General features: G+C 57.5%; 19 protein-coding genes, 1 tRNA gene, 1 pseudogene and 1 riboswitch. Of the genes and pseudogenes, 9 read left to right on the forward strand and 12 right to left on the reverse strand.

What is annotated here, in order from left to right; translation table 11 throughout:
• The 6 genes and pseudogenes from DXT96_RS13075 to DXT96_RS13100 all read left to right on the forward strand — a co-directional run.
• The coding region (locus tag DXT96_RS13075; RefSeq protein WP_210251590.1) for a hypothetical protein at nt 1-659 on the forward strand (659 nt) is incomplete at its 5' end.
• A gap of 290 nt (nt 660-949) precedes the next feature.
• Nucleotides 950-1503: pseudogene (locus tag DXT96_RS13080) on the forward strand (recombinase family protein).
• Nucleotides 1504-1659: 156 nt separating this feature from the next.
• Nucleotides 1660-2400 carry an invasion associated locus B family protein gene (locus tag DXT96_RS13085; RefSeq protein WP_153515143.1) on the forward strand — a complete coding sequence of 247 codons (741 nt, stop codon included), beginning with the start codon at nt 1660-1662 and terminating at the stop codon, nt 2398-2400.
• A complete protein-coding gene (locus tag DXT96_RS13090; protein WP_153515144.1) occupies nt 2397-4169 on the forward strand; it encodes a ShlB/FhaC/HecB family hemolysin secretion/activation protein in 1773 nt (590 codons plus the stop codon). The genes DXT96_RS13085 and DXT96_RS13090 overlap by 4 nt, the downstream gene beginning before the upstream one ends.
• Before the next feature lie 52 nt (nt 4170-4221).
• Complete coding sequence (locus tag DXT96_RS13095; RefSeq protein WP_194287634.1) at nt 4222-10413, forward strand: DUF637 domain-containing protein; 6192 nt, start codon at nt 4222-4224, stop codon at nt 10411-10413.
• Nucleotides 10401-10886 carry an Imm26 family immunity protein gene (locus DXT96_RS13100; protein ID WP_153515146.1) on the forward strand — a complete coding sequence of 162 codons (486 nt, stop codon included), beginning with the start codon at nt 10401-10403 and terminating at the stop codon, nt 10884-10886. The genes DXT96_RS13095 and DXT96_RS13100 overlap by 13 nt, the downstream gene beginning before the upstream one ends.
• Before the next feature lie 109 nt (nt 10887-10995).
• Here the strand turns inward: DXT96_RS13100 and DXT96_RS27410 are convergent, their stop codons facing one another.
• The 4 genes from DXT96_RS27410 to DXT96_RS13115 form a co-directional block, all read right to left on the reverse strand.
• Nucleotides 10996-11973 carry a tyrosine-type recombinase/integrase gene (locus DXT96_RS27410; protein WP_371418871.1) on the reverse strand — a complete coding sequence of 326 codons (978 nt, stop codon included), beginning with the start codon at nt 11971-11973 and terminating at the stop codon, nt 10996-10998.
• Nucleotides 11903-12103 carry an Arm DNA-binding domain-containing protein gene (locus tag DXT96_RS27200; protein WP_236776618.1) on the reverse strand — a complete coding sequence of 67 codons (201 nt, stop codon included), beginning with the start codon at nt 12101-12103 and terminating at the stop codon, nt 11903-11905. Before DXT96_RS27200 ends, DXT96_RS27410 begins: the two co-directional genes overlap by 71 nt.
• A gap of 221 nt (nt 12104-12324) precedes the next feature.
• Nucleotides 12325-12398, reverse strand: a tRNA-Gly gene (locus DXT96_RS13110).
• A gap of 57 nt (nt 12399-12455) precedes the next feature.
• A complete protein-coding gene (locus DXT96_RS13115) occupies nt 12456-13553 on the reverse strand; it encodes a 2'-deoxycytidine 5'-triphosphate deaminase (RefSeq protein ID WP_153515147.1) in 1098 nt (365 codons plus the stop codon).
• Between the two features lie 73 nt (nt 13554-13626).
• Nucleotides 13627-13705, forward strand: a riboswitch (SAM riboswitch).
• A 43-nt stretch (nt 13706-13748) separates the two neighbouring features.
• Here DXT96_RS13115 and DXT96_RS13120 point away from each other — a divergent pair.
• Together DXT96_RS13120 and apaG are read left to right on the forward strand one after the other, a co-directional pair.
• Nucleotides 13749-14933 carry an O-succinylhomoserine sulfhydrylase gene (locus tag DXT96_RS13120; RefSeq protein ID WP_149898477.1) on the forward strand — a complete coding sequence of 395 codons (1185 nt, stop codon included), beginning with the start codon at nt 13749-13751 and terminating at the stop codon, nt 14931-14933.
• A gap of 238 nt (nt 14934-15171) precedes the next feature.
• Nucleotides 15172-15564 (forward strand): Co2+/Mg2+ efflux protein ApaG, encoded by a 393-nt coding sequence (apaG, locus tag DXT96_RS13125; protein WP_046799401.1) that lies wholly within the window; start codon nt 15172-15174, stop codon nt 15562-15564.
• Between the two features lie 51 nt (nt 15565-15615).
• On the opposite strand, the gene DXT96_RS13130 is transcribed toward apaG, so the two are convergent.
• The 3 genes from DXT96_RS13130 to DXT96_RS13140 all read right to left on the reverse strand — a co-directional run bounded on the left by DXT96_RS13130 (nt 15616) and on the right by DXT96_RS13140 (nt 19022).
• Nucleotides 15616-16605, reverse strand: coding sequence for an Hsp33 family molecular chaperone (locus DXT96_RS13130; protein ID WP_149898476.1), 990 nt, complete (start codon nt 16603-16605; stop codon nt 15616-15618).
• Nucleotides 16606-16849: 244 nt separating this feature from the next.
• Nucleotides 16850-17767: an ornithine carbamoyltransferase gene (gene argF / locus DXT96_RS13135; protein ID WP_149898475.1), complete on the reverse strand. Its 918-nt coding sequence runs from the start codon at nt 17765-17767 to the stop codon at nt 16850-16852.
• A 55-nt stretch (nt 17768-17822) separates the two neighbouring features.
• A complete protein-coding gene (locus DXT96_RS13140; protein ID WP_153515148.1) occupies nt 17823-19022 on the reverse strand; it encodes an aspartate aminotransferase family protein in 1200 nt (399 codons plus the stop codon).
• Between the two features lie 430 nt (nt 19023-19452).
• Here DXT96_RS13140 and DXT96_RS13150 point away from each other — a divergent pair, with 430 nt between their 5' ends.
• A complete protein-coding gene (locus DXT96_RS13150) occupies nt 19453-19989 on the forward strand; it encodes a GcrA family cell cycle regulator (protein ID WP_153515149.1) in 537 nt (178 codons plus the stop codon).
• A gap of 293 nt (nt 19990-20282) precedes the next feature.
• Here the strand turns inward: DXT96_RS13150 and phoB are convergent, their stop codons facing one another.
• The 5 genes from phoB to pstC form a co-directional block, all read right to left on the reverse strand.
• The gene (gene phoB / locus DXT96_RS13155) at nt 20283-20966 is read right to left on the reverse strand and encodes a phosphate regulon transcriptional regulator PhoB (protein WP_003493692.1); all 684 of its coding nucleotides are present in this window, start codon (nt 20964-20966) and stop codon (nt 20283-20285) included.
• A gap of 31 nt (nt 20967-20997) precedes the next feature.
• Nucleotides 20998-21723, reverse strand: a complete 726-nt coding sequence (gene phoU / locus DXT96_RS13160; RefSeq protein WP_142840984.1) for a phosphate signaling complex protein PhoU — start codon at nt 21721-21723, stop codon at nt 20998-21000.
• 98 nt (nt 21724-21821) lie between these two features.
• Nucleotides 21822-22637 (reverse strand): phosphate ABC transporter ATP-binding protein PstB, encoded by an 816-nt coding sequence (gene pstB / locus DXT96_RS13165; RefSeq protein WP_149898471.1) that lies wholly within the window; start codon nt 22635-22637, stop codon nt 21822-21824.
• Nucleotides 22638-22651: 14 nt separating this feature from the next.
• Nucleotides 22652-23974, reverse strand: a complete 1323-nt coding sequence (gene pstA / locus DXT96_RS13170) for a phosphate ABC transporter permease PstA (RefSeq protein WP_153515150.1) — start codon at nt 23972-23974, stop codon at nt 22652-22654.
• Nucleotides 23971-25455 carry a phosphate ABC transporter permease subunit PstC gene (pstC, locus tag DXT96_RS13175; protein ID WP_153515151.1) on the reverse strand — a complete coding sequence of 495 codons (1485 nt, stop codon included), beginning with the start codon at nt 25453-25455 and terminating at the stop codon, nt 23971-23973. The genes pstA and pstC overlap by 4 nt, the downstream gene beginning before the upstream one ends.
• Between the last annotated feature and the right edge of the window lie 126 nt (nt 25456-25581).

The raw sequence follows: 25581 nt of genomic DNA on the forward strand, positions 1-25581 counted from the left end.
GGTTTTCGGACTTCTCGACGGCGAGGCCTCCGTATCCTACAATGGCTACGAAAAGTTTAGGGAATGTATCGATCCGTTTTTCGATGTGGAAAACCTCGAAGGGAATTATGTTCCTAGCTGAGCACGAAGCCGAAAATATCCTGATTAACTACGCTGACATCGTGACGTATATCGAGAATGACGTGTCACTCCATGGTTTGGGCAAACGCTCGGCGTCGGACATCGACGACGGCATAGAAGAAATAGTGTACCCGCAATACTGGGCCGCTTTGTGCAAATACGTCAGCTATGAGAGGCACAAGGCGAAGCTAATGAGCGGCGCATTTGCCAACACGTTCTATGCAGATGCGTCCTCCTGGCGATCGATGAAGTCGATCAAGGATGCTGTAACTTCTAAGAACGGTGATTGGCGCGATTTCATGGTCCGGTTCAAAGAGATGCGCAATAGGACGGAAGGCTATCTGAACCAACTCGGCGATGAGGAGCGGAAGAAGGCTAGGCGACGTCTGGCAGACGGAAAAATCGCGCTGGCTAAGATTCAGAGCGTTTTTGGCCTTAAGGCGACATGGCAGGGCCATCTGGTTAAGGAGGTAGCTGCGAGTGCTTATTCAACCGACTTCCGCAAAAGCCTGTTCGACAAAACTGGAATAAAGACTTGAGGTGACAGCAAAGGCTGCCTGCCGCCTGTCAGAAGCCAATGATCGTTCGCTAGCACCGTGCCTCTTCTCCGCACTGACGTCGGTGCTGGTCGGACGTTTGCATCCTCCCAATCGAAACCAAAACCTTCGTTTCATAAACTGGACGTGCATGTCCGCAAGGTGCAACAGCGGGTCACATAAGGGTATACCTTCATGTGACGAGTCGGTAGTTACAGCCACCCATGTAACATCTGGGTTGACAGCGACTATTTGTGACAGGGTAGCGTCAAGCCTAAAGCTTGAGGTGACACATGGCTCGTATAGGGTACGCCCGCGTTAGTACGCTCGATCAGGATCTAGAAATTCAACAACAGCGGCTTATAGCCGAAGGCTGCCAAATCGTCCGGTGCGAAAAGGTTTCCGGTGAAAGCCGTCAAGGCCGAACCGAGTTGGCAACAATCATCGAGTTCTTGCGCGAAGATGACGAACTGATCGTCACACGCCTTGATCGCCTCGGCCGTGACACCCGTGACGTTTTGAATATCGTCCACGAATGCGAACAGCGCGGCGCATACGTCACTGTCCTCGAGCCACACGTCTCAACAAAAGGTGAAATGGGAAAGTTATTTTGACCGTGCTCGGCATGGTGGCTCAGATGGAGCGACGATTCATCAAAGAGCGACAGCGCGAGGGCATCGAACGCGCGAAGAATCTTGGTATATACAAAGGTGGCAAGACACGTATCGACAGCAACCTCGTTGTGCAACTTCATAAACTTGGCGCTGGACCAACTGCAATAGCGCGGGAGGTAAAGTGCTCACGCATGCAGGTATACCGGATACTATCGTCTTTAGTGCACCTCTGAAGGTGGCAAATCCGTTCCGCAAAACTAGACGCATGCCGTTAAGCAACGAGAAAGTGTGCCTGTTATTTTTTTGTACTTTTCAAGGTTGTATTTGTTTGCTATGGCCGCAGAGAATACACCCTGAAGATGCTAGTTTACTAAAAAAACAGGTTCCGGATGAATTCTCAGTTGCCCGCCCTCTCTTTTCAGACAAGCTTTACCTGCGTCCATCATCACAAGGGTTTGACGACAGGACTCAGGGTTCCCTCCTTTTTCGCTCGAATCGCATTTACCTTGGTTATGGCGGGTACAATTTCATTCGCAACCGTTCCGAGCTGGGCGCAAGAACCAACGACTAAAGGGCAAACCGACATTCGTGCCCCTTCCGATGTTCGGGTCGAGCATTTCGACGACTGGACGTTGCGATGCGTTGCACCGCCTGCGACAAATGGAAAACCAGCAACGTCACCCGCCTGTGAAATCGCTCAGCCACTCATGGTCAGCCAGAATGGCAAGCCTCTTGAGGTCCTAAACCTTGCCGTTTCCCGCGCCAACGACAAAGCAGGAAAAGCGGATTGGGCGCTGGTGGTTTTAACGCCGCTCGATGTTCATCTCGCATCGGATTTTGGTTTCGCGGCCGGCACAGCGAAACCTTCCCTGTTGAAATACCGCAACTGCAATCATCTTGGTTGTTTCGTCATCGTTCCGCTGGACCGCGACCGCCTCGCCCAGATGAAAAAAGCAGCCGACGGAACCGCCTATTTTCGCTTGCTCAACAGCCAGACCGTGAAGGCGTCTTTCTCACTGAAGGGGTTCACCAAAGCATTCGATGCACTGGCGTCGGGAGCAGTTCCTAGCACACAGGCGGTGAATGACGATAAGACTGCTCCTTCCAAGGCCGTGGATGGCGGCAATTGAAGGTCTTGCGTAGCTCCAGCCGTTTTTCCGGCCTTGCGTTATCCGCCGCGCTGCTTTCGCTCGCCGTGAAAACAGCGCCTGCCCATGCGCAAGGCGTTACAAACGACGCGGCACGTCAGGCGAACCAGATCGAAAGACAGCAGGCCGAACAGGATCGGCTTCGACAAGAAGAAATGTTGCGCAAGACCACGCGTGCGCCGCAGGGAAGGCCGACAACCGCTCCCGATACCGCCTCCTCCGCCCCCGGCGAAACTTGCCTGCCGGTCAGTCGTATTTCGGTAAGTGGAACAACGCTCGTCCCCGCCGCGACCGTTACGCACACTATACGCCGGTGGGAAGGACGATGCCTCGGGCTTGCCGAACTAAACAGCGTGCTGGAGGCACTGACCTACCTTTACGTCGAACGCGGCTATATCGCCTCGCGCGCCTATCTGCCGGAACAGGATTTGTCCGACGGTTCACTGGATATTTCCGTGATCGAAGGGAGCCTCGAAGATATCACCTTGAATGGCAAGGCACCCAGCGATAACCGCATCGCGACCGCATTTCCCGGCATACGTGGCGAGCCGGCCAATCTGCGCGATATTGAACAGGGCCTCGACCAGATCAATCGGCTACGCTCCAGCAAGGGCAAGATCGCGCTGCAATCCGGCAAGGGTCAGGGGGGCTCGGTTCTTGATGTGGCTGTAGAGCAGGCGCGTCCATGGCATGTAAGCCTGTCGGCGGACAATCTCGGCGGCAATGCGACCGGCATCTATCAGTCACGTGCGGATTTCGGGCTGGATAACATCTTCGGTGTCAACGACGAATGGCTCTTCGGCTACCAGCGCTCGATGGATCACCATCCGCTTTTTCTGTCGAGCGATCGTCCCAACAGCAACACGCTGACAGCAGCCGTTTCCGTACCTTACGGCTATTGGACTTTTGGGATCAATGGTTCCTGGAGCAACTACCACTCTACCCTTCAAGGGCCGCTATCCGCCATCGAGACATCCGGTGGTTCGCATTCGGTGGCTCCCTACGTCTCGCGCGTCCTTCACCGGGATCAGACATCGAAGACGTGGATGACCGGGCGTCTGACATGGAAGGAAACTGAAAACTTCCTGCTCGGTAGCCGCATCGACGTCTCAAGCCGTGTGCTTTCCGTCGCGACGGTGGAGCTTGGCCACTCCCGCCAGCTCCTCGGGGGACAGGCAAGCGTCAGCTTCGGCTATAATCGCGGTCTGGATATTTTAGGTGCATTCGACGATTCCACCGCACCTGCAGGTTCCCCGAAAGGCCAGTGCGAGACGCTTTCAGCTTCGCTCGGATATTTCCGGACGCAGGAGCTCGGGGCGGCGACGATGATCTTCAACACCAGCGTTACCGGCCAGTGGACCGACGACCTGCTGTTTGGCTCAGAGCAAATGTCGCTTGGCGGTTATTCAACAGTACGGGGTGCGCGCGAGGCAATTCTCTATTCCGGCAAGGCAATCCTGATGCGCAACGAACTTTCGGTTCTGTTACCGGAACTCAACGATGCCGAGGCCACCCGGATCATCGGACGATTGGAACCTTACGTCGCGCTGGATCTGGGACATAGTGCTGCCGACCCGTCCGGAACCGCACTCGGCGGAAATATCATCGGTGGTGCGATCGGTCTCCGAAATCGCGGCGGCCGCATCAATTTCGATGTGTCCTATGCCGACATTCTTTCCATGCCCGACCTGCCCAGTAGCCTTCGCCCGTCGTCAGGACTGGTACAGGCACGCCTGTCGGTTTCATTTTAGACTGCGAACTCTGCGCGTTCGTTCACTAGCCACCTTAGTATGGAGCAATGGCATGCCAAAATCGAAACTCGAAAAGCAGCGCAGAGTTGAACAACCGAACTCGCGTAGTTTGCGGTTTGGTATCATCGCCCGCAAATCCGTTGCGCTGACACTTAGCGCTATTCTTGCAACACAGCCGCTGATGTTGAAAGCGCAGGAAATCCGGGCTGATCAGGCAGCGGGCTTCGCAAACCAGCCCGGTATCGGCGCAACCGGCAATGGCGTTCCGCTGATCGATATCGTCACACCGAACGCTGCCGGCCTGTCTCACAATAAGTATGGCGACTTCAATGTCGGCCCGAATGGTGTCATCCTCAACAACTCCAATCAGGATTTGTTGCGCTCACAGCTTGGCGGCCTCGTCCAGGGCAATGCCAATCTGCGCAATTCCGGCCCGGCCAGTGTCATTCTAAACGAGGTAACCGGCTCCAACCGCTCGCTTCTGCAAGGAGCTGTGGAGGTCCACGGCGGCGGTGCCAATGTCGTGATCGCCAATCCGAATGGGCTCACCTGCAATGGCTGCGGCTTCATCAATACACCACGCGTGACCCTATCGACCGGCACGCCGGAACTGGGACCAGACGGATCTTTGTCCGGTCTACGCGTAAATGGCGGTGACGTCCGCATCGGCGCAAATGGTGCCGACCTCGGCTCGGTCAATATCTTCGATATCGTTTCGCGCAAGATCGCCGTCGATGGCCCGGTCAGGGCTGGCGGCGAACTCAATCTCGTTGCGGGCCGCAACAGCTACGCCTATCAATCCGGGCTGGTGACACCAATGGCATCCGATGATGACGAACCGGCAATCGCCATCGATTCCTCGCTGCTGGGCGGCATGTATGCCGGCAGCATCAAGATCATTTCCACCGACAAAGGTGCCGGCGTCAAAATGTCCGGCGATATGGCCGCCAATGCCGGGGCAATGACGCTCAGCGCCGACGGCAAGCTCACACTCGGAAAAGCGCAAGCCAAGCAGGCAATCACAGCCAGATCCGCCAAGCAGGCGGTTACGGTTGAAAGCACGCTGTTCTCAGACGAAGCCATCGTGCTCGAAGGGTTGAGCGGCGTAAAACTGGCCGATAACGCCCTTGTCATCAGCAAAGGCAACGTCTCACTCAAGGGGGAGACCGTGTCGCTCGGCACGGATGCACTCGCGGCATCGGGAACTGACAGCGCCGGGCAGCAAACAGCCACCGGCACCCTGAACGTCGTGGCTTCGACACTAGAGGCAGGGAAGGGTCAACTTGCTGCCGGGGGTCTGCTGACAATCAAGGCTGATAACATCAATCTGACGCGCACAACCGATACCGGGCGCGACACGCTTCGGTCACTCTCTGACATCACGCTTGAGACAGATAACATTGTTGCAGTAAACGGGCGCATCACGGCTGGCGGCAATCTCACCGTTACATCAGTCGACCGTCTGACGATCAATAGCGGCCGTTACGTTTCGGGCGGCGCGCTTCTCGCAGAAGCTGCAAGCCTCACCTCCAGTGCCAGCCTCGCGGCGAAATCGTCGGCAACACTCAGAACTATAAGCGGCAATCTGGCAAATTCAGGCGAAATCGCCGGAAACGACGGTGCCATCCTCTCGTCAAAAGGGGACATCGAGAATTCGGGGCGCGTCGTTTCCACGGACAAGGTCACACTGACGGCGGATGGCGCGCTTCGAAACACGACGGCCGGACTTGTTGCCGCCAATGCAGGGGTGAAAGCGTCCGCCGGATCGATCATCAACGACGGTTCCATTGCCGCACAGGGAGGCACGCTCGACGTCGCCGCACAAACCGACATTACCAATGCCGGTACGCTGTTAAGCACCGCCTCCGCAACCGTCTCAGCCGGCGGGAATATCGGCAGTTCGGGTGAATTGCTGGTCGAGGATGCACTTTCATTGCAAGCCGCCAGTGGAACGATCACTAGCAACGGCACCATCAACGCCGGACGCGTGGATATGGAGGCGGCAGGGCTTGTTAATCAGGGTCTTTTGACCGCTCATGACCAGTCAATCGTCGCCGCTCTTTCCGGCAACTTCCAAAACTCCGGGAAAATCTCCGCGCGGAACGGGATCGGCCTTTCTATCGATGGCGATGCCACCATTTCCGGCAAGATAGAATCAAATGGCGCGCTGACACTAACGGGCCGAAACGATGGCCGGGCTGGAAACGTCAATGCTCAGGCAGGTGCGGTGCTTAACGGCAGCAGCGGGCTGGCGCTGCGGGCGGCATCCCTTGCCAATGCAGGTTCGGTCGGCTCAGCGAACGGGCCACTTCTCGCCGAGCTTGCGGGCAACCTTTCCAATACCGGACTGCTCTATTCCGGCACCTCCTCGACCTATTCTCTGGATGGCAGCTTCACCAACATCAATGCCGATGTGCTGTCAGAGACCGATCTTGTCATCAAAGGTCTGACCGGCCTGCGCGCTGGTGCTTTGGACAACCGTTCCGGCACAATCGAGGCGGTGTCCGGTAACATGGCCCTGAACGTCGCTTCGCTCACCAACCGGAGGGAGGGCCTGACCGCGACCATTGATGAGACATCGCAATCCTCGGCATCCGGATCAACCACGACGACCACCGTTACAAAACGGGAAAAAGCAACGGCGAACGGACCCGCCTCCCAGCTTCTGGCGGGAGGCAAGATCGAAATCGACACTGGAGCGCTGACCAACAGCTACAGCCAGATCGCTGCCAATGGTGATATCGCGATTACGGCTGCTTCGATCATGAACGAAGGTCGTGACCTGATCGAAACCATCGAAACGACGGCGGTGACAGAGCACTCTGAACGCTATTGCGCGCGAAGAATTCTCGGCGTCTGCGTCGACCGCAAGACGCGTTACTGGACGACCACAGAGTCAGGCACATCCTCACGCACCTACGATTCCGTGTTCGGGACCATCGAGGCCGGCGGCACTCTCAGCGCCAATGTCAGCGGGTATCTCAACAACAACGCCGTGCGCGGTCAGGCAAGCCAGATCGGGCTTTCATCCGGTGATCGGGCATTGTCGGTCGCCGACGTCGCTTTCGCCTCGCAGGCAAGCAATCTTGCAAACATCTCGGCGCTTGATGTCAGCGTCAATTCGTTGATCGGACGGCAGGCCACGTTCCAGACGATTGCGGCTCCCAACATGCCGTTCCTGATCGAAACCCGATCCGAGTTCATCGATGCTTCCAAGTTCCTTGGTTCCGATTACTTCCTCAGCCACATCGGCGGCTACAATCCTGACCTGCCACTGAAGCGACTGGGCGATGCTTACGTCGAATATCGCCTTATCCGCGACCAGATATTCAATCTGACCGGTAGCCGCTCCTTCGGTTCCAGCCTCGATCCCTATCAACTCATACAGGCGCTCTATAACAACGCCATCGATGCCCAAAAGGAATTGGGGCTTACCTTCGGCGTCGCGCTGACACCGTCACAGATTGGTGCGCTGACCAAGGACATCGTCTGGCTGGAAAAGCAGACGGTGAATGGGCACGAGGTAATGGTCCCCCGCGTCTATCTGTCCCATTCGACTGCGGCCAACACCAGTCTGGCCAGCGCGCAGATCAAGGCCGGTCAGGCGACAATCGAAACGGCGGCGCTGACAAACTCGGGAACGATCTCCACCGTCGGCAACCTCTCCATCGATACCTCGGCGGCCCTCTTCAACAATGGAGGAAGCCTGTTTGCGGGCGCTGATATCGTCATCGATGCCGGCAGCATCTTCTCTAACCGTTCCGGCACGGTTTCGGGCCGCAACGTCACCGTTGAGGCAGACGCCGTCGTCAACGACACGGCGAAGGTTCGTGATGTCTATGCCAACGGTTTTGCCGACCGTGCCCAGCAAACGGCTCGTATCGAGGCACGTGAGGACCTGCTTCTCAAGGCATCCGGGTCGATCGTTTCCGAAGGCGGACAGTTTGTTGCCGGCGATGACATGACGCTGGATGCGGGCAGCGCGATCGAGATATCGGCGCTCGAACTGGAACGGTCCCGCGACGACAAGATCAAGGGCGGGTATGACCGGGCCTATAGCCTGACCAACACGCTGGCGGAACTACAGGCGGGCGGCAATCTCCTTATCGATGCCGGTGACGATCTCGCCCTTCGAGGCGTGACGGTGACGGGTGGCGAAGACGTCACCGTTCAGGCTGATGGCGACGTGACCATCGCCTCCGTGCAGAATCGCGAAAGCCGCGACCTGAAGCTCGACATCAAGACGGGCGGCTTCCTCGGCACCGAAACCAATATTCGTCGCCAGTCCTCTTCCGTGGACACCGAAGCGACGACGATCACGGCAGGAGGTGACCTCTCCGTTATCTCGGAAACCGGCGATGTGACGTTGCAGGCACCGCAGATAAAAAGCGGCGGAGAAACCCGCCTCGAAGCGGAAGAAGGCAAGGTCGCCCTTCTCACAAACACCGACCAGAGCTTCAAGCAGGATTTTAAGCGTGAGGAAGATCTGTTCTGGTGGAACGAGCGTGATCAGGGCAAGGCCGAAGAAACGATCCGCCATGTCGAGATCGAGGCAGGTGGCGGCCTGAAGATCGATGCCGGCAACGGGATTGTCATCGAATACCACAAGACCGGCAATCTAGAAGCCTCGCTCGATCAACTCTCGCAGTCCCCCGGCCTTTCCTGGGTCGGAGATATCCGCAACGACCCGGCTCTCGCCGGCAAGGTGGACTGGAAGGCCGTCGATGCTCAGTTCCAACAGTGGGACTACAAGTCTCAAGGACTGACTGAGGCCGGTGCGGCGCTGGTGACACTCATCACGGCCGCTCTCACAGGACCAATGACGGGCTTCACGTCAAGCCTTACCAGTTCCGTTGCCGGTTCACTTGGCTTGGCCGGCAATGCAGTTGCCGAAGCGGCTATTCAGGCGGGACTTCAAACGCTCATCAACAAGAGCGCAGTGGCACTGGTCAACAATCAGGGCGACATCGGTGCGGCCCTAAAGGAACTCGGTTCGTCTGCCAATATCCGCGCGTTGCTCACCTCCATGGTGGCTGCAGGACTGACGGTTCAGCTGGCCGACATGGCTGGTCTTGGGAATGAGCTCCCGGCAAACGCACCGTTGGCCGACCGGATCACCCAGGACATTCAGCAGGGCCTTATTCGCGCCACCGTCAAGGCGGGTGTTTCTACCGCCATCGAAGGCGGCAAGCTCGACCGAAACCTGCTTGATGCATTCAGGCTCGAAGCCGCAGCGGTTCTTAGCGAAAACATCGCGCAGGAAATCGGCAAGGCGTATCATACAGGAGAAATCGATAAGGTTTCCCAGATGATCGCACATGCGGCGCTTGGTTGTGCGGCTGGTGCAATTGCCGCTGGCGACTGCAAGTCTGGAGCGATCGGCGGCGTTGTCGGTGAAGTTACCGCAGAGCTGATTGAAAAGAGTATCCACAATGCGTTGACAGAACGCGATCTAACGCGTGACGAAGCGATAGTGCTCGTCAACAATTGGCGTGCAAGCGGCGTGGATGTCGCACGCGTCGCTGCTGGTCTTGCCGCCGCCCTTGCCGGAGGTAATGTTGATACCGGAGCCGACGCGGGCGGAAATGCCGCCGAAAACAACGCCTTCTGGATCCCTGTCATAATCGTAATTGGCGTTATATTAGAGGTGACCGACAAGGTTCTTGTGGCGTCGGATGCCGTTGATATCACCGTCGCAACGTACCAGTGCAACGCTGGCAGCCAGTCCGCATGCGATCAAGCCGTCTCCATGGCAAAACAGGCAGCGGTAGATGCAGGCATAGAGCTAACAATCGGTAGCGTCATTCCTGGGTCGAAGGCGGGTGCTGATCTACTGCGATGGGTTCGAAAAAATGCTGATGCCGATACGGTAAGAGCAATTGAAACTGCAACCGAAACAGCGTCAGCAAGTATCGGGGGTAAAACATGCGTTTACAGTTGCGTTGTAGATGGCGCGACAAGATATGTTGGCATCACAGATGATATCGCGCGCCGAGGCGCAGAGCATCTGCGCGAAAAGGGAATAAAGATCACGGAAATTCGCGGCTTGTCGAACCTTTCACGGGATGATGCCAGAGCAGTTGAGCAAACCCTCATTAATTATTACGGTTTAGGCAAAAATAATGGCGACCTGCTCAACAAAATAAACTCGATTTCGAAAACAAAAAATCCAACGGCCTACGAGCAAGCCCTAGTCCGTGGCAAAGAGCTTCTCGACAGAGTCGAATACCAATGGACGAAATAGATATGTTGCAACGTAAAACAGTGAAAATCGGCGATGTCTTCCAAATTCTGACTTCAGAAGGGATTTGTTATGGGCAGGTTACCCACACCCATCCGAAATGGAAATTTGTTGTCGCTGTCTTTAGACAGTTCTTTGCAAAAGAGCCGGAGGATTTTTCTTCTTTGGTCTGCCAAGATCCGCAATTTATCACAACATTTCTTATACAAGATGCAGTTCGACAAGGGCTATTTACGCTAGTCGCAAATGTTCCGGTTTCAGAAAAATTAGAGAATTTCCCGATTTTTCGTGGAACCAATAATCTCAAAGGGGACGATACTCTTTGGTTTTTCTGGGATGGAGAAAAAGAATGGCGGGTAAAACGCCCTCTCACGAACGAGGAAAAGAAATATCCAGAAGGACCTTCTCTTCCTAGCGCTCCACTACTCATCGAGATGATTGAGAAAAACTATCGAGTTGAAAAAGACTACATATAATTTACTTTTTCGACTGCCAGATGAAATTACAACTACGACCGGAGACATATCAATGTCGGTGTAGCTTTCACTTTCTCGCCTTGAACCCTCAGCAAGGCCTCTCAAACATTCAACGATGCAAACTTGCCAATTGGTCAGAGCTTTTAGTGTCCGCTCGCGCCTTATCGAGAACGTCGGCCCACCACTGCATCATCTTCACTCGCTCGTCCCAATATGTGGCCCGATTGTAGATACGTCTAACGGCCCGCGTATCGAGATGCGCAAGCTGAGCTTCGATAGCATCGATGCTGAACTCTCCAGACTCGTTCAATATGCTGCTGGCGGAAGAACGAAAGCCGTGCGCGGTATGCTGGGCCTCAGTCACCCCCATGCGCCGCAGAGCTGAATTCATGGAGTTCTCGGATAGAACCTTCTTGCCGGACATCATTGAAGGGAAGACATAGGGCTTATCGTCAAACAGCTCCTTCATCTCCGTGAGAACTTCCACTGCTTGTGTTGAAAGCGGCACATGATGCTCTCTGCGCATTTTGGTTTTCTGTGCGGGTATGGTCCAAACTAACTTATCAAAATCTAACTCCGTCCACTCCATCGAGCGCGTCTCACCGGGATGGGCAAAACACAAGGCTTGGATTTTCAATGCGGCAACCAAAGAAGGCCAGCCCTCGTAACCGTAAATCGCACGCATCAGGCCGCCCATCTCAGCCTTCGTCGTTAATGCGGCATGGTTGACCGGCACGTGGCGTTGGAGAGCCCCCCGTAGCGCCGACGTCGGGTCGTTCTCGGCCCTTGACGTTGCGATGGCATATCGGAACACACGACCAATGGCAGCGCGCGTTGCCAATGCACTTTCCACTCGCCCGCTCTTTTCGATGGTGGTCAACACCGCAAGAACATCACGCGCGGTAATCTGGGTGACCGGATAAGGTCCAAGCTTTGCTGCGAGATCCTTCAACATCCATTTATTCTTCGTGATGGTCGGCTCTGCACGCTTGTCGCGTTTCAGCTTCTCAATGAATTCATCCGCAATGACACCGGTCCAAACCTTCAGCCAGCTTCTTCTTGGCCTCGTCGCGCAATCGACGGGCATCCGCCAGCCCAACCGTTGGGTACGCCCCAATCGTAAGAGTTTTTCGCTTTCCGAAAAAATCGTAATCGAAGCGCCAAGACTTTCCCCCAGCAACCGAAATGTAGAGGTAAAGCCCCTTCTCATCAGACAGCTTGCACGGCTTGCTGTCGGCTTTGGCATTCTTAAACCTGAATGTCTGTCAGTGCCATTTTACGGTATCGGCTTCCCACCACGATGACGAATACCGTGATTTTTACCGACAAAATTGCTGGATGTCACTGCATACCGTTGCACGATCTTACGCGCACACGAGGCAAAAGCGCTGAAAAATCAGCGCTTGTTGGACGTCGTTGATCTTGTTGGAAAGGTCGCTGGAGCGGGTGAAGGGAATCGAACCCTCGTATTCAGCTTGGGAAGCTGCTGCTCTACCATTGAGCTACACCCGCACCGTGAAATAAGACATCGGACAGTTCGCATCGGGTGTCAAGCACCCGGCAGGCTCATTATTCCGCGCGGAAATGCTTGGAAAGTTTCAGGCCCTGCGCCTGGTAGTTGGAGCCGAGACCCGTGCCGTAGAGGCCCTCTGGTTTGTGCAGCATGTGCTCGTAAACCAGACGGCCGACGATCTGGCCGTGTTCGAGGATGAAGGGCACCTCGTGGCTGCGCACCTCCAGCACGGCGCGGCTGCCGGTGCCGCCGGCCTGCGCGTGGCCGAAGCCGGGATCGAAGAAGCCGGCGTAGTGCACGCGGAACTCGCCCACCAAGGGGTCGAAGGGGGTCATTTCAGCCGCGTAGAGCGGAGGAACGTGCACGGCTTCGCGCGAGACGAGAATGTAGAACTCATCCGGATCGAGGATCAGTTCGGCGCGGCCGCGCGCATAAAGCGGCTCCCAGAAATCGAGCACGTCGTGCTGGGCCTTTTTGTCGACATCCACCACCGCCGTGTGATGCTTGCCGCGATAGCCGATCAGCCCATTGTCGCCAAAACCCTTGAGATCGATGGAAAGGGCGATGCCGCCACCGGTGACGTTGGGCGTTTCGCTGGCAACCAGCGTTTCCGTTTCGTGCAGCTTCAGAAGCTCATTTTCGTTGAGCAGCGAATGGCCTATGCGGAAGCGGATCTGCGACAGGCGCGAGCCGCGGCGGACCACCACGGGGAAGGTACGCGGGCTGATTTCCAGATAAAGCGGGCCGGCATATCCCGCCGGTATCTTGTCGAATTCCTGCGCGTTGTCGGTCATGACGCGGGTGAAAATATCAAGGCGACCGGTCGAGCTTTTGGGATTGGCCGAAGCCGACATCTCCGCCGGCAGTTCCAGGCTTTCCATCAGCGGAACAATATAAACGCAACCGGTTTCCAGCACTGCGCCGTTGCTGAGGTCGATCTCGTGCAGGCTGAAGCGGTTGAGCTTGTCTATGACGCGGGTTCCAGGGCCGGGCATGAAGCTGGCGCGCACGCGATAGGCTTTTGAACCCAGCCGCAGATCGAGGCTGGCGGGCTGCACCTGGTCAATATCGAGCTCGGCCTCGCTTTTCAGCTTGCCGCCCGCAAACAGCGCCCGGATAGCGCCATCCGCCAAAATGCCCGTGGTTCTCGTCATGGTCATCATTCCTTTTGACCGCGACAAAACCAAAAGGAAGGCATTGACGCAAGCGGGTAACGGCAGTATGGCAATCTTATCCCGTGGTGATTTGGCCGGTCGGCTTGCAGCCACGTTAAATAAGTGGCTAAAAAGACCGGGTGCTTGGAACCGGTCTGCTTTTGCGGCCGGTTTTTTTGTTTTGAAGGTGATCACATGAGCAATAAATGGCGCCCGGCAACCCAGCTCGTTCACGGCGGTACGCTACGCTCCCCCTATGGTGAAACGTCGGAAGCAATCTATCTGACCCAGGGTTTCGTCTACGAAAACTCCGAAGCCGCCGAAGCGCGCTTCAAGGGTGAAACGGACGGCTTCATCTACGCCCGTTATGCAAGCCCGACCAATGACATGTTCGAAAAGCGCATGTGCCTGCTGGAAGGTGCGGAAGACGCCCGGGCGCTTGCCTCCGGCATGGCCGCTGTCACCGCCGCCATCATGTGCCAGCTGCGCGCCGGCGACCATATCGTTGCCGCACGCGCCCTTTTTGGCTCCTGCCGTTGGGTGGTTGAGACGCTTGCTCCGAAATACGGCATCGAATGCACGCTGATCGACGGCCGCGATCTCGGCAATTGGGAAAAGGCGATCCAGCCGAATACCAAGCTGTTTTTCCTTGAAAGCCCGACCAATCCGACACTCGAAGTGGTGGATATTGCCGGCGTGGCAAAGCTTGCCAACCAGATTGGCGCCAAAGTCGTGGTCGATAATGTGTTCGCGACGCCGCTCTTCCAGAAGCCGCTCGAACTCGGCGCCCATATCGTGGTTTATTCGGCGACCAAACATATTGATGGTCAGGGCCGTTGCCTCGGCGGCGTGATCCTTTCCGACAAGAAGTGGATCGAGGAAGAGTTGCAGGACTATTTCCGCCACACCGGCCCGGCCATGTCGCCGTTCAACGCGTGGACGCTGCTGAAGGGCATCGAGACCCTGCCGCTGCGCGTCAAACAGCAGACGGAAAATGCCGCAAAGATCGCCGATTTCCTCGCCGATAGCGGCAAGGTCGCCAAGGTCATCTATCCCGGCCGCGCCGATCACCCGCAGGCCGATATTATTGCGCGGCAGATGTCCGGCGGCTCGACACTGGTGGCTTTCGAGCTGAAGGGCGGCAAGGATGCGGCTTTCGCGCTGCAGAACGCGCTGGAGATCGTCAAGATTTCCAACAATCTGGGCGATGCCAAGAGCCTGATCACCCACCCCGGCACCACGACGCACAAGAACCTTTCCGATGAGGCGCGCGCCGAACTGGGCATTTCCGGTGGAACCTTACGTCTTTCCTGCGGTATCGAGGACACGGACGACCTGCTGGAAGATTTGGCGAAGGGGCTGGCAGCCGTTTCCGCCTGAAAATTCAATCCACAAGCGCCATGGCCCCACCCTGCGTCGGGCCATGGCGCAGCCAGCACCGCAAGGGGCAAAATCCTGTGGCGGGCAACCAATATTTACCTTTATCGTTATCCCTAACGGTGGAAAACGGCGCAACAGCAGGTGGCGCCTGCCCGTCAAGCCATTCATTTTCTTGACGATCGCCAGAGCCTATAGTGTAGGATAATGGCAGCAGGCATAATATCGAGGTGTGGCGCGTATGTATCGTGCTCTGACAAGGGATATCGAGGTAACGGTCGATCCGTATTATCTCGAAGAACAATCCGACCCGGATGACGATCGTTACGTCTGGGGCTATAAAGTCGTGATCTCGAACAACTCCGACATGACGGTGACACTCGTCAATCGCTATTGGCATATCACCGATCAAAACGGCCAGGTGGATGAAGTATACGGACCGGGCGTCGTCGGCGAGCAGCCGCACCTGAACCCCGGCGACAGCTATGAGTACTCCTCCGGCTGTCCGCTGGATACGCCTTCAGGCCTGATGTTCGGCCATTATGAAATGGAAACGGAAAAGGGCGAGGTGTTCAATGTCACCATACCCGCCTTTTCGCTGGATTCGCCCGGGCTTTTGCGGGTGTTGAACTGAGACTCCCGAACAGTTGAGAAGCCGCACCTTTTAAAGGCGCGGCTTTTTTATTCAGACGTTTTCAAACTCGCTGACATCGTAGCGATAGGTGGTGGAGCAGAACTCGCAGGTCACCGCGATTGCGCCGTCTTCCTCACTCGCCTTGATCTCTTCGGCGGTGAAGCCGGACAGAACGCCCTTGATCTTGTCCCGCGAACAGCTGCAACGATCGAAAATGACCTGCGGATCATAGATGCGCACGCCACTCTCATGGAAAAGCCTGTAGAGCAGACGCTCCACCGGCACCTGCGGATCGGTCAACTCGTCGGTATCCACCGTGTTCAGCAGCGACACCGCCTCAGTCCAGGCATCGTCCTCCGCCACGTCGTAATTGCCCTCGTCGCCGTCGCCTCCGTGAAGGTCACGCATGCGCAGACGCTCCGGCGCCTGGGGCAGGAACTGGGCAATCACGCCGCCGGCACGCCAGCCATGGCGCGGCTTGCCTTCACCGTCACGGTCGAAGAACTCGGCAACGCCGAGGCGCACGCGGGTGGGAAGCTGTTCCGACTGACGGAAATAAACCCCGGCGATTTCTTCCAGCGACGAGCCATCCAGTGGAACGATGCCCTGATAGGGCTGCATACCCATACCCTGATCGATCGTGAATGCGAGAATGCCGGTGCCCAGCAATTGCTCGGGCGAGGTGGCGTCGGCAGCGATCGCCTCGGCCAGTCGCTCTTCATCAAAACGGGCATAGGCGCGCATGCTCTCCGGCGCGGTAAAATCCGCCACCAGAAGATCGACCGGGCCATCGCCCTTGGTCTGCACGGTCAGCTTGCCGGAAAACTTCAGGGATGTGCCGATCAGCGCCGTCAGAACCGTCGCTTCCGCCAGCAGGCGGGCGACAACTGTGGGATAGTCGTGCCGTTCGAGGATGGCGTTCAGCAGCGGCCCGACCTGCACGGCGCGGCCGCGCACATCCAGACCTTCGACCTGAAAGGGTACAACCTTGTCGTCGCCAGCAAGAACGAGATCGTCCAGTTCAACCGTTACATCTGCCATATCATAACTCCCTGGCGCAGCCGTTGCGCCGCTACCGTCCAAAAGTCCGGCTTTTTGAATGTGCTTTTTTCGCTTGTCGCACAGAGATCCGGGAAGCGAAACCGCCTCCGGGGGAAATCCTGCAAATCTTGATGATGGCCCGCCAGCAAAAAACCGACGAGCCTCTTCGAAGTCCCACAAATGGTAATGTATGCGGCCAAGTTCAAGCACCCGGCCAAGCGTCGGTCGAAACCGGCGCTGGTCGTCAGATGACGCCCATGCACCAGGCGATAACGGACTTCTGTGCATGGAGCCGGTTTTCCGCCTCATCGAAGACCACCGATTGCGGCCCGTCGATGACGCCATCCGTCACTTCCTCGCCACGATGCGCCGGCAGGCAGTGCATGAACAGCGCATCCTTATCAGCCTTGGCCATCAGCGCTTCATTCACCTGATACGGCTGGAAGATGTTGTGGCCGCGCGCCTTGTGTTCCTGATTCATGGACACCCAGGTGTCGGTGACGATACAATCAGCCCCGGCAACCGCCTTGTCGGCATCATGATAAAGCGCGATCTCGCCGCCATTGTTGCGCGCCCAGTTCAGGAACTTGTCGTGCGGCTCAGACCCCATGGGTACCGCCATATTCATGCGGTAACCGAAGCGGGCCGAGCCTTCAACGAAAGAATGCAGCACGTTATTGCCGTCACCGGTCCAGGCGATTGTCTTGCCTTTGACCGGGCCGCGATGTTCCTCGAACGTCAATATGTCCGCCATGATCTGGCAGGGATGGGTGTCATCCGTCAGGCCGTTGATAACAGGCACGGTCGCGTGTTCGGCAAGCTCAAGCAGGCGCGAATGATCCGTGGTGCGGATCATGATGGCGTCGACATAACGCGACAGTACCTTGGCCGTATCGCCGATCGTTTCGGCGCGGCCGAGCTGCATTTCCGTGCCCGACAGGAAGAGTGTTTCGCCGCCGAGCTGGCGCATGCCGACATCAAAGGAGACGCGGGTGCGGGTGGACGGCTTTTCAAAGATCATCGCCAGCATCTTGCCGGCAAGCGGCTTTTCAGCCGTGCCGGCCTTGGTGGCAATCTTGCGCGTGTGCGCATCATCAAGAATCGCCCGCAAATCCTCCGACCCGACGGCCGAAAGGTCTAGAAAATGTTTTGGTGAAGCCATTTCAAACAGTCCCATGCTCGCGAGCCTCCGGAAAGAGGCCCGCCCTTGATTGGTTTCAGGCGATTTTCGCCTGTTTCGCTGTCAGGGAGGCGGCAGCCGCTTCCACTCGCGCCAGCCCTTCGCGGGCCTCTTCCGCCGTGGTGACGAGCGGCGGCAGAAGACGGATGACATTGTCACCTGCCGGCACGCCGAGCAGGTGCTCCGCGCGCATGGCCTGCAGCAAATCGCCCGAAGGAACCTTCGCCTTGATGCCCATCAACAGGCCTTCGCCACGAATTTCCTCAATCACATCAGGATAACGATCCTTGAGCGACGCCAGCCCCTGACGGAAGACCAGCGCAACATCACGAACCTTTTCCAGAAAACCGTCGGCCAGAACGACATCCAGCACGGCATTGCCAACCGCCATAGCCAGCGGATTGCCGCCATAGGTGGTGCCGTGCACACCGGCCGTCATGCCAGAGGCGGCGTCCGCTGTTGCAAGGCAGGCCCCTAGCGGGAAACCGCCTCCGATACCCTTGGCAACCGCCATGATATCCGGCGCAACGCCGGTCTGCTCATAGGCAAACAGCTTACCTGTGCGGCCGACACCTGTCTGGACTTCATCGAAAATCAGGAGCAGGCCGTGCTCGTCGCACAATCCACGCAGGATTTGCAGGAATTCCTTGCTCGGCGCGCGAATACCACCCTCGCCCTGAATAGGCTCGATCAAAAGCGCCGCCGTCTCAGTCGTGATGGCGGCCTTCAAGGCATCGATATCGGCGAAAGGAACCTGATCGAAACCTTCGACCTTGGGGCCAAAACCTTCGAGATATTTCTGCTGACCGCCGGCAGCGATCGTCGCCAGCGTGCGGCCATGGAAGGCGCCTTCGAAGGTAACGATGCGGAACTTTTCCGGATGACCCTTTGAATAATGATAACGGCGCGCCGTCTTAATGGCGCATTCCAGCGCTTCAGCACCGGAATTGGTGAAGAACACCTTGTCTGCGAAGGTTGCTTCCGTCAGCCGCTTGGCGAGCTTTTCCTGCCCCGGTACTTCATAGAGGTTCGAGACGTGCCAGACCTTCTCGGCCTGCGTCTTGATTGCTTCCACGAGGTGCGGATGGGCGTGGCCCAGCGAATTGACCGCAACACCGGCTGCAAAATCCAGATATCGTTCGCCACTCTCCGTGAACAGCCAGACGCCTTCACCGCGCTCGAAGCGCAGGGGGGCTCTTGAAAACGTATCAAACAATGGCGCGCCGGCTTCGGCCATGGCTGTATCACTCCTTGCGCGGATGCGCTGTCATAAGGTTGTCAATAGGCTCGCGGGGTTATCCCTCGCCTGAAAATCAAAAATGCCGCCTCGCGGCGGCAGGGGCACTATTGTCAGTTCGTTTGCCGATGTCAACAAAAGTCCGCGTTTCCCGGGCTTCTCAAGCACTAGTAGGCAGCCGCCAGAGAGCCCCAAGGTGTTGCCTTTCTGACTCAACACTCCAGCAAGTTGGGGAAAACCGGAAAATCGATTCCAGATGATTCCCGCGACTCTTGCCACGGAGTCGGGCTGGCACTAGGTTAATCGCTAATTACTAGACTGCATTGCGGCGGAACTAGTCACCTAAAATCCGGTAGGAACCACGCTTGCGGCACACCCGCGAGACGGAGATGGATTCTGCCGAAATATACGCGACAAGCGGAGAAGCGGCATGAACTGGACAGACGAGCGGGTCGAGAAACTCAAGAAATTGTGGGCCGAAGGACTTAGCGCCAGCCAGATAGCAGCACAGCTGGGCGGCGTCAGCCGTAATGCCGTGATTGGCAAGGTCCACCGTCTCAATCTGCCGGGACGTGTCAAGGCTGGCGGACCGGTCACTTCGGCACGCTCCGCGCCCAAGCGCACAGCAACACCTGCCCCGCGCGCGACAAATTTCGCGGGCCGCGTCAACGCGGCGCCGGCCCGAATTCTCACCCGTTCGAACGCGGCAACAGCGCTGCACGAAGAAATCGGCATCGAGACCGCCGAAGTTCTCGACTACGTTCCTTCTTCCAGAAATGTCGTTACGCCGATTTCCCGTCGCCTGACGCTGACGGAACTGACGGAGCGCACCTGCAAGTGGCCGGTCGGCGACCCGCTGAAGGATGACTTCCACTTCTGCGGTTGCGAGGCGCTGGAATCCTCGCCCTATTGCAAGTTCCATGCGAAGCTCGCTTATCAGCCGGTCAGTGAGCGCCGTAAGGCTTGAGTGTTGCGGCACGCATTCAGCACTCAAAAACTACGGGCCTTCTGGCCCGTTTTTTTTGACAAAATCAGGTCGGTTGGGAAATATGCCAGTGGCACGCCTGACCGTTTCCTCCATCACCGCCGTGCCTTGCCACACAATCCGGATACCGGGCCGGCCGTCGATTGCCCGTTCAACGGATGGAGTTTCATTTTTAGGGAATGTTCAAAACCGAAAGGCCCGAAACCGGAATGGTGTCGGGCCTTTTGATTTTTGGTCGGATTTTGTGCTCACTGAAGCTGTAAACCCGGCTTCGCTCAAGCTTCCATCGAATACCCGGCACCGCGGACGGTGCGGATGACATCCTGCATGTGAGAAAAATTAAGCGCCTTGCGCAGGCGTCCGACGTGAACGTCAACGGTGCGCTCATCGACATAGATATCATGACCCCAGACGCCGTCCAGCAACTGCGAGCGGGAGAACACCCGACCCGGAGATGTCATCAGGAATTCCAGCAGGCGGAATTCCGTCGGCCCAAGACGGACTTCGCGGCTTTTGCGGTGAACGCGATGGGTTTCGCGATCCAGTTCGATATCGCCGCATTTCAGCACCGATGAAAGAACCTCGGGACGGGCGCGACGCAGCATCGCTTTGACCCGGGCCATAAGTTCCGGCGTCGAAAACGGCTTGACGACATAATCGTCGGCGCCGGTGGCAAGACCACGCACCCGCTCGCTTTCTTCACCGCGCGCTGTCAGCATGATGATGGGCAGGCGTTCGGTTTCGGGCCGCATTCTCAGGCGCCGGCACAGCTCGATGCCGGAAACGCCGGGCAACATCCAGTCCAGGATGAGAAGATCCGGAATACGCTCCTGCAGCCTGATTTCCGCCTCGTCGCCACGGGGTATCGTGTCGACGTCATATCCCTCAGCCTCGAGATTGTAACGAAGGAGGACGCTCAACGCTTCCTCGTCTTCCACAACTGCAATCTTGGGCACCATATGCTGAACTCCGCAAGCTTCTGCTTGTCTGTTATTCGGTCACAGAACCGAGTGTGTTGGAACTATCGTCCTTCGGACGCTCGCCCTCCGGCTGGCTGCCGGTGGCCATGTAATAAATTGTCTCAGCGATATTCGTCGCATGATCGCCGATACGCTCGATGTTCTTGGCGCAGAACAGAAGATGCGTGCAGGTGGTGATGTTGCGCGGATCTTCCATCATGTAGGTCAGAAGCTCACGGAAGAGCGACGTGTACATGGCGTCGATTTCTTCGTCACGCTCGCGGATGGCGTTGGCCTTCTCGGCGGAACGCGTGGAATAGACGTCAAGTACTTCCTTGAGCTGCACCAGCGCCAGTTCCGACAGATGTTCGAGACCGCGGGCAAGCTTGCGTGGCACGCCGGTGCCGGCAACCGCGATAACGCGCTTGGCAGTGTTCTTGCCAAGGTCGCCGACGCGCTCGAGATCGCCGGCAATACGCAGCGTGCCGATGATTTCGCGAAGATCGGCCGCGACAGGCTGCCGTCTGGCGATGGTGACGATGGCCTTGTCGCCGATCTCGCGCTCGGAATGATCGAGGATCGCGTCGTCGGAAATAACCTTCTGCGCCAGCGCAGCGTCGGAATTGACCAGTGCGCGCACGGCGTCGGCGCACATCTGCTCGGCCAGACCGCCCATTTCGGCGATGCGGCGGGTCAGGAACTTCAATTCGTCGTCATAAGCGGACAGAATATGCGAATGGGTCGTTGTCTGTGTCATGGTCTAATCCTCCGGCTTGGCCTTCATGCACGTGCACGCCAGCGGGGCACGGCAAAGGCACCAGTCTTGTTCGGTTTCGATAAAGCGCCGGCCGGAAATCAGCCGAAGCGACCCATGATGTAATCCTGCGTGCGCTGGTCGTCCGGATTGGTGAACATCTTGTCCGTTTCGTTTTCTTCGACAAGATGACCAAGATGGAACATGGCCGTACGCTGGGAAACACGTGCTGCCTGCTGCATGGAGTGCGTGACGATAACGATCGTATAGTTGGCGCGCAGTTCGTGGATCAGTTCCTCGACCTTGGCGGTTGCGATCGGATCGAGCGCCGAGCAGGGCTCATCCATCAGGATCACTTCCGGGCTAACGGCAACCGCGCGCGCAATGCACAGACGCTGCTGCTGACCACCGGAAAGGCCGGTGCCGGATTCGTGCAGGCGGTCCTTGACCTCATTCCACAAACCAGCCTTCTGCAGGCTCTGTTCGACGATCTGGTCCATATCCGCCTTGTTACGGGCAAGACCGTGGATGCGCGGGCCGTAGGAGATGTTCTCGTAAATCGTCTTCGGGAACGGGTTCGGCTTCTGGAACACCATGCCGACGCGGGCACGCAATTCCACGACGTCGATCGCCTGGTCGTAGATATCATCGGTGTCGAGGGTGATCTTGCCGGTGACCCGGCAGCCATCGATCGTATCGTTCATGCGATTCAAGGTGCGCAGGAAGGTGGATTTACCGCAACCGGACGGACCGATGAGCGCAGTCACCGTGTTCTCGCGGACATTGAGGTTAACGTCGTAAAGCGCGCGCTTTTCGCCGTAAAAAACCGAAACGTCCTTGCCGATCATCTTGTATGTAACTTCATTCATTTTCTTGTCCAGCGCCTTTTCAACTGCTGCTTCCGACAACATGTTCATTGCTCAATCTCCCTCTACCAACGCCGTTCGAAGCGGCGACGCAACAGGATTGCGCCAACATTCATGACGATGAGGAACAAAAGCAGGATGATGATAGCGCCGGATGTTCTTTCGACAAAGGCACGTTCAGCTTCGTTCGCCCACATGTAAATCTGCACCGGCAGCGCCGTGGACGGGTCCATCGGCGTTGTCGGATAGTTCGCGACGAATGCCACCATGCCGATCAAGAGCAGCGGCGCCGTTTCGCCCAGCGCATGGGCGAGGCCGATGATGGTACCGGTCAGAATGCCCGGCATGGCAAGCGGCAGGACATGATGGAAGATCGTCTGCATCTTCGAGGCGCCAAGACCGAGTGCTGCAGCGCGGATCGACGGCGGCACGGCCTTCAAAGCGGCGCGGGTCGCTATGATGATCGTTGGCAACGTCATCAGCGTCAGGACGAGGCCGCCGACCAGAGAGGCCGAGCGCGGAAAGCCCATGAAGTTGATAAAGACGGAAAGGCCAAGCAGACCGTAGACGATCGAGGGAACAGCCGCCAGATTGTTGATGTTCACTTCGATAAGGTCAGTCAGGCGGTTCTTCGGGGCGAATTCCTCGAGATAGATCGAGGCTGCGACACCGATCGGCAGCGAAAGCACCAGCACGATCATCATCATGTAGAAGGAGCCGATGAGGGCAACGCCGACACCCGCCGCTTCCGGACGGCTCGAATTGCCGTTGACGAAGATCCCGGTATTGAAATGCTTGCCGAGCTGGCCGCTTTCGGCAAGCTGGTTCATCCAGCCGAGCTGCTGGTTCGAGATACGGCGGTTGGCTTCATCCACCGTCAGATCGACCTGGCCCTTGAAGGCGCTGTCGACATCGCCCGATGCCAGAAGCGTGACAGTGCGCGTGGTACCGATGACGGCAGGATCAGCAATGACGATGTCGCGCAGCTGGGTGCGGACGCTGTCGGAGATCATGACGTTAACGGCGCGAAGTCCGGCCCGGTCCGTTGGCGCGACGCCGAGAACCTTGGCGACCGCATCGCGGGCGAGGACGGGATAATTGGCCGTCATCAGCTTTGCGGGATTTGCGGCCCGTTCATTCTTCGGATCGATGATCTGTTCGGAAAATTCTACCGGAACGGTGATCATCGTCTGCTGGAAGGCGGTGTATCCTTTGGATACAACCGAAAAGAGCAGAAGAAACAGGAAGATAAGGCCGAACGAGATAGCTGCCATTCCATAAGCACGGAAACGGCGTTCGGCGGCGTAGCGGCGCTTGATGCCGATATCACGGCGCGTGGCCCGGTTCGCGGCGGCAGCGCCGGTTGTGGGAGAAACGATGTCGGTCATTCATATTGCTCCCGGTATTTGCGCACAATGTAAAGCGCGTAGATATTCAGGCAAAGCGTGATGGCGAAAAGCGTGATGCCCAGTGCGAAGGCGACCAGCGTCTGCGGCGAGGTGAATTCAAGGTCGCCGGTCAGCTGGCTGACGATCTTGACCGTCACGGTGGTCATGGGTTCGAAGGGGTTGATCTGCAGGCGGGCAGCAACGCCGGCGGCAAGAACCACGATCATGGTTTCGCCGATCGCACGCGACGCCGTCATCAGCACAGCACCGACGATGCCGGGAAGTGCCGCGGGAACAATGACCCTCTTGATGGTTTCAGAGCGCGTGGCACCGAGACCGAGAGAGCCGTCGCGCAGCGAGCGCGGTACGGCGGTGATGATATCGTCCGACAGCGAAGAGACATAGGGGATCAGCATGATGCCCATGACGAAGCCGGCGGTGATAACGCTCTGCGCCTGGATGAAGTTGGCGTAGTTACCGGTCGCGATGCCGCTGATCTGCGTGGAAATGTCTCGCAGGAAAGGACCGACCGTCGTCAACGCAAAGAAGCCATAGACGATCGTCGGAATACCGGCGAGCACCTCGAGCAGCGGCTTGACCACGGAGCGAACGCGCGGCGTCGCGTATTCCGACATGTAGATCGCCGCGAACAGTCCGACCGGCACGGCGACCACCATGGCGACGAGACCGATATAGAGCGTGCCGGCGAGCAGCGGGATCAGACCGAACTGGCCGGAGGAATCCGTTGAGCCAGCCGCCGCAAAACGCGGATCCCACACCGTTCCGAAGAAGAACTGGTGTGCCGGAACCATGTTGAAGAACTGGATGGCTTCCGTCAGCATCGACAGGACGATACCGATCGTCGTCAAAATCGCGATAGACGATGCGACGAGCAGAGAGGCAAGAATGACCCTTTCGACCTTGTTTCGCGCCCGGAAGCGCGGAGCGATCGAACGCAGCGCATAAGCGGCGCCACCGAACGCGGCCGCCAGCACGACGGCGATCATCGCAATGCGGCTGGTGGAGGTCATTGCATTCAGCGTGTGGGCGGCCTCGATCATGAAGCGTTCGGGATCGCCGGCAATCGCCACACCCTTCGATGCCAGAAGCGGCCTTACCGCAGCCGTATCCGCATCGACCTGCGCGGTTTCTTCCGTTGTCAGGCGCTGAAGACCACGGGCGATGGAGCTCACCATGCCGTAGGTCAGGCTCTGCTGCGCCTCGGACTGGGCACGCACGTCTTCAGGGAAATCGCCTCGTACCGCCGAAGTGACGACCAACGGGCTGATAACAAGCCAGATACAGAGAATGAACGCCGCGGGCAGCACCGCCCAGACGACAGCGTAAGAACCGTGATAACCGGCACGGGAATGCATGCTGGAGGGACGCCCGCCAGACAAAGCAATGGCGCGGCGGCTACCGAGCAGATAACTGCCGATGCCGATCAGCGCCAGTATCAGCAAAAGGATCGATGTGTTCATTAGAATTCCCTCGGCGTGCCTCAAGAGCACGGTGCGATATCGGGCAAATCAAAAAGTCATCAAAACGAGACCGCTGGACCATCCAGAGATGCCTGCCTTTTGACTGTATCAAAGTCTGGCAAGCGT

Origin of the sequence: Agrobacterium sp. ICMP 6402, from assembly GCF_009498615.1 — a bacterium.
GTDB lineage: Bacteria > Pseudomonadota > Alphaproteobacteria > Rhizobiales > Rhizobiaceae > Agrobacterium > Agrobacterium burrii.

Excerpts from the sequence above, each read along its gene's own strand:
- pstC (WP_153515151.1), bottom strand. The coding sequence starts at position 25,455 with ATGAACACATCGATCCTTTTGCTGATACTGGCGCTGATCGGCATCGGC.
- argF (WP_149898475.1), bottom strand. The coding sequence starts at position 17,767 with ATGGCTTCACCAAAACATTTTCTAGACCTTTCGGCCGTCGGGTCGGAG.
- DXT96_RS13130 (WP_149898476.1), bottom strand. The coding sequence starts at position 16,605 with ATGGCAGATGTAACGGTTGAACTGGACGATCTCGTTCTTGCTGGCGAC.
- DXT96_RS13120 (WP_149898477.1), top strand. The coding sequence starts at position 13,749 with ATGAGCAATAAATGGCGCCCGGCAACCCAGCTCGTTCACGGCGGTACG.
- DXT96_RS13140 (WP_153515148.1), bottom strand. The coding sequence starts at position 19,022 with ATGGCCGAAGCCGGCGCGCCATTGTTTGATACGTTTTCAAGAGCCCCC.
- DXT96_RS13150 (WP_153515149.1), top strand. The coding sequence starts at position 19,453 with ATGAACTGGACAGACGAGCGGGTCGAGAAACTCAAGAAATTGTGGGCC.
- apaG (WP_046799401.1), top strand. The coding sequence starts at position 15,172 with ATGTATCGTGCTCTGACAAGGGATATCGAGGTAACGGTCGATCCGTAT.
- phoU (WP_142840984.1), bottom strand. The coding sequence starts at position 21,723 with ATGACACAGACAACGACCCATTCGCATATTCTGTCCGCTTATGACGAC.
- DXT96_RS13100 (WP_153515146.1), top strand. The coding sequence starts at position 10,401 with ATGGACGAAATAGATATGTTGCAACGTAAAACAGTGAAAATCGGCGAT.
- DXT96_RS13115 (WP_153515147.1), bottom strand. The coding sequence starts at position 13,553 with ATGACGAGAACCACGGGCATTTTGGCGGATGGCGCTATCCGGGCGCTG.
- DXT96_RS13095 (WP_194287634.1), top strand. The coding sequence starts at position 4,222 with ATGCCAAAATCGAAACTCGAAAAGCAGCGCAGAGTTGAACAACCGAAC.
- phoB (WP_003493692.1), bottom strand. The coding sequence starts at position 20,966 with ATGGTGCCCAAGATTGCAGTTGTGGAAGACGAGGAAGCGTTGAGCGTC.
- DXT96_RS27410 (WP_371418871.1), bottom strand. The coding sequence starts at position 11,973 with ATGCCCGTCGATTGCGCGACGAGGCCAAGAAGAAGCTGGCTGAAGGTT.
- DXT96_RS13085 (WP_153515143.1), top strand. The coding sequence starts at position 1,660 with ATGAATTCTCAGTTGCCCGCCCTCTCTTTTCAGACAAGCTTTACCTGC.
- pstA (WP_153515150.1), bottom strand. The coding sequence starts at position 23,974 with ATGACCGACATCGTTTCTCCCACAACCGGCGCTGCCGCCGCGAACCGG.
- pstB (WP_149898471.1), bottom strand. The coding sequence starts at position 22,637 with ATGAACATGTTGTCGGAAGCAGCAGTTGAAAAGGCGCTGGACAAGAAA.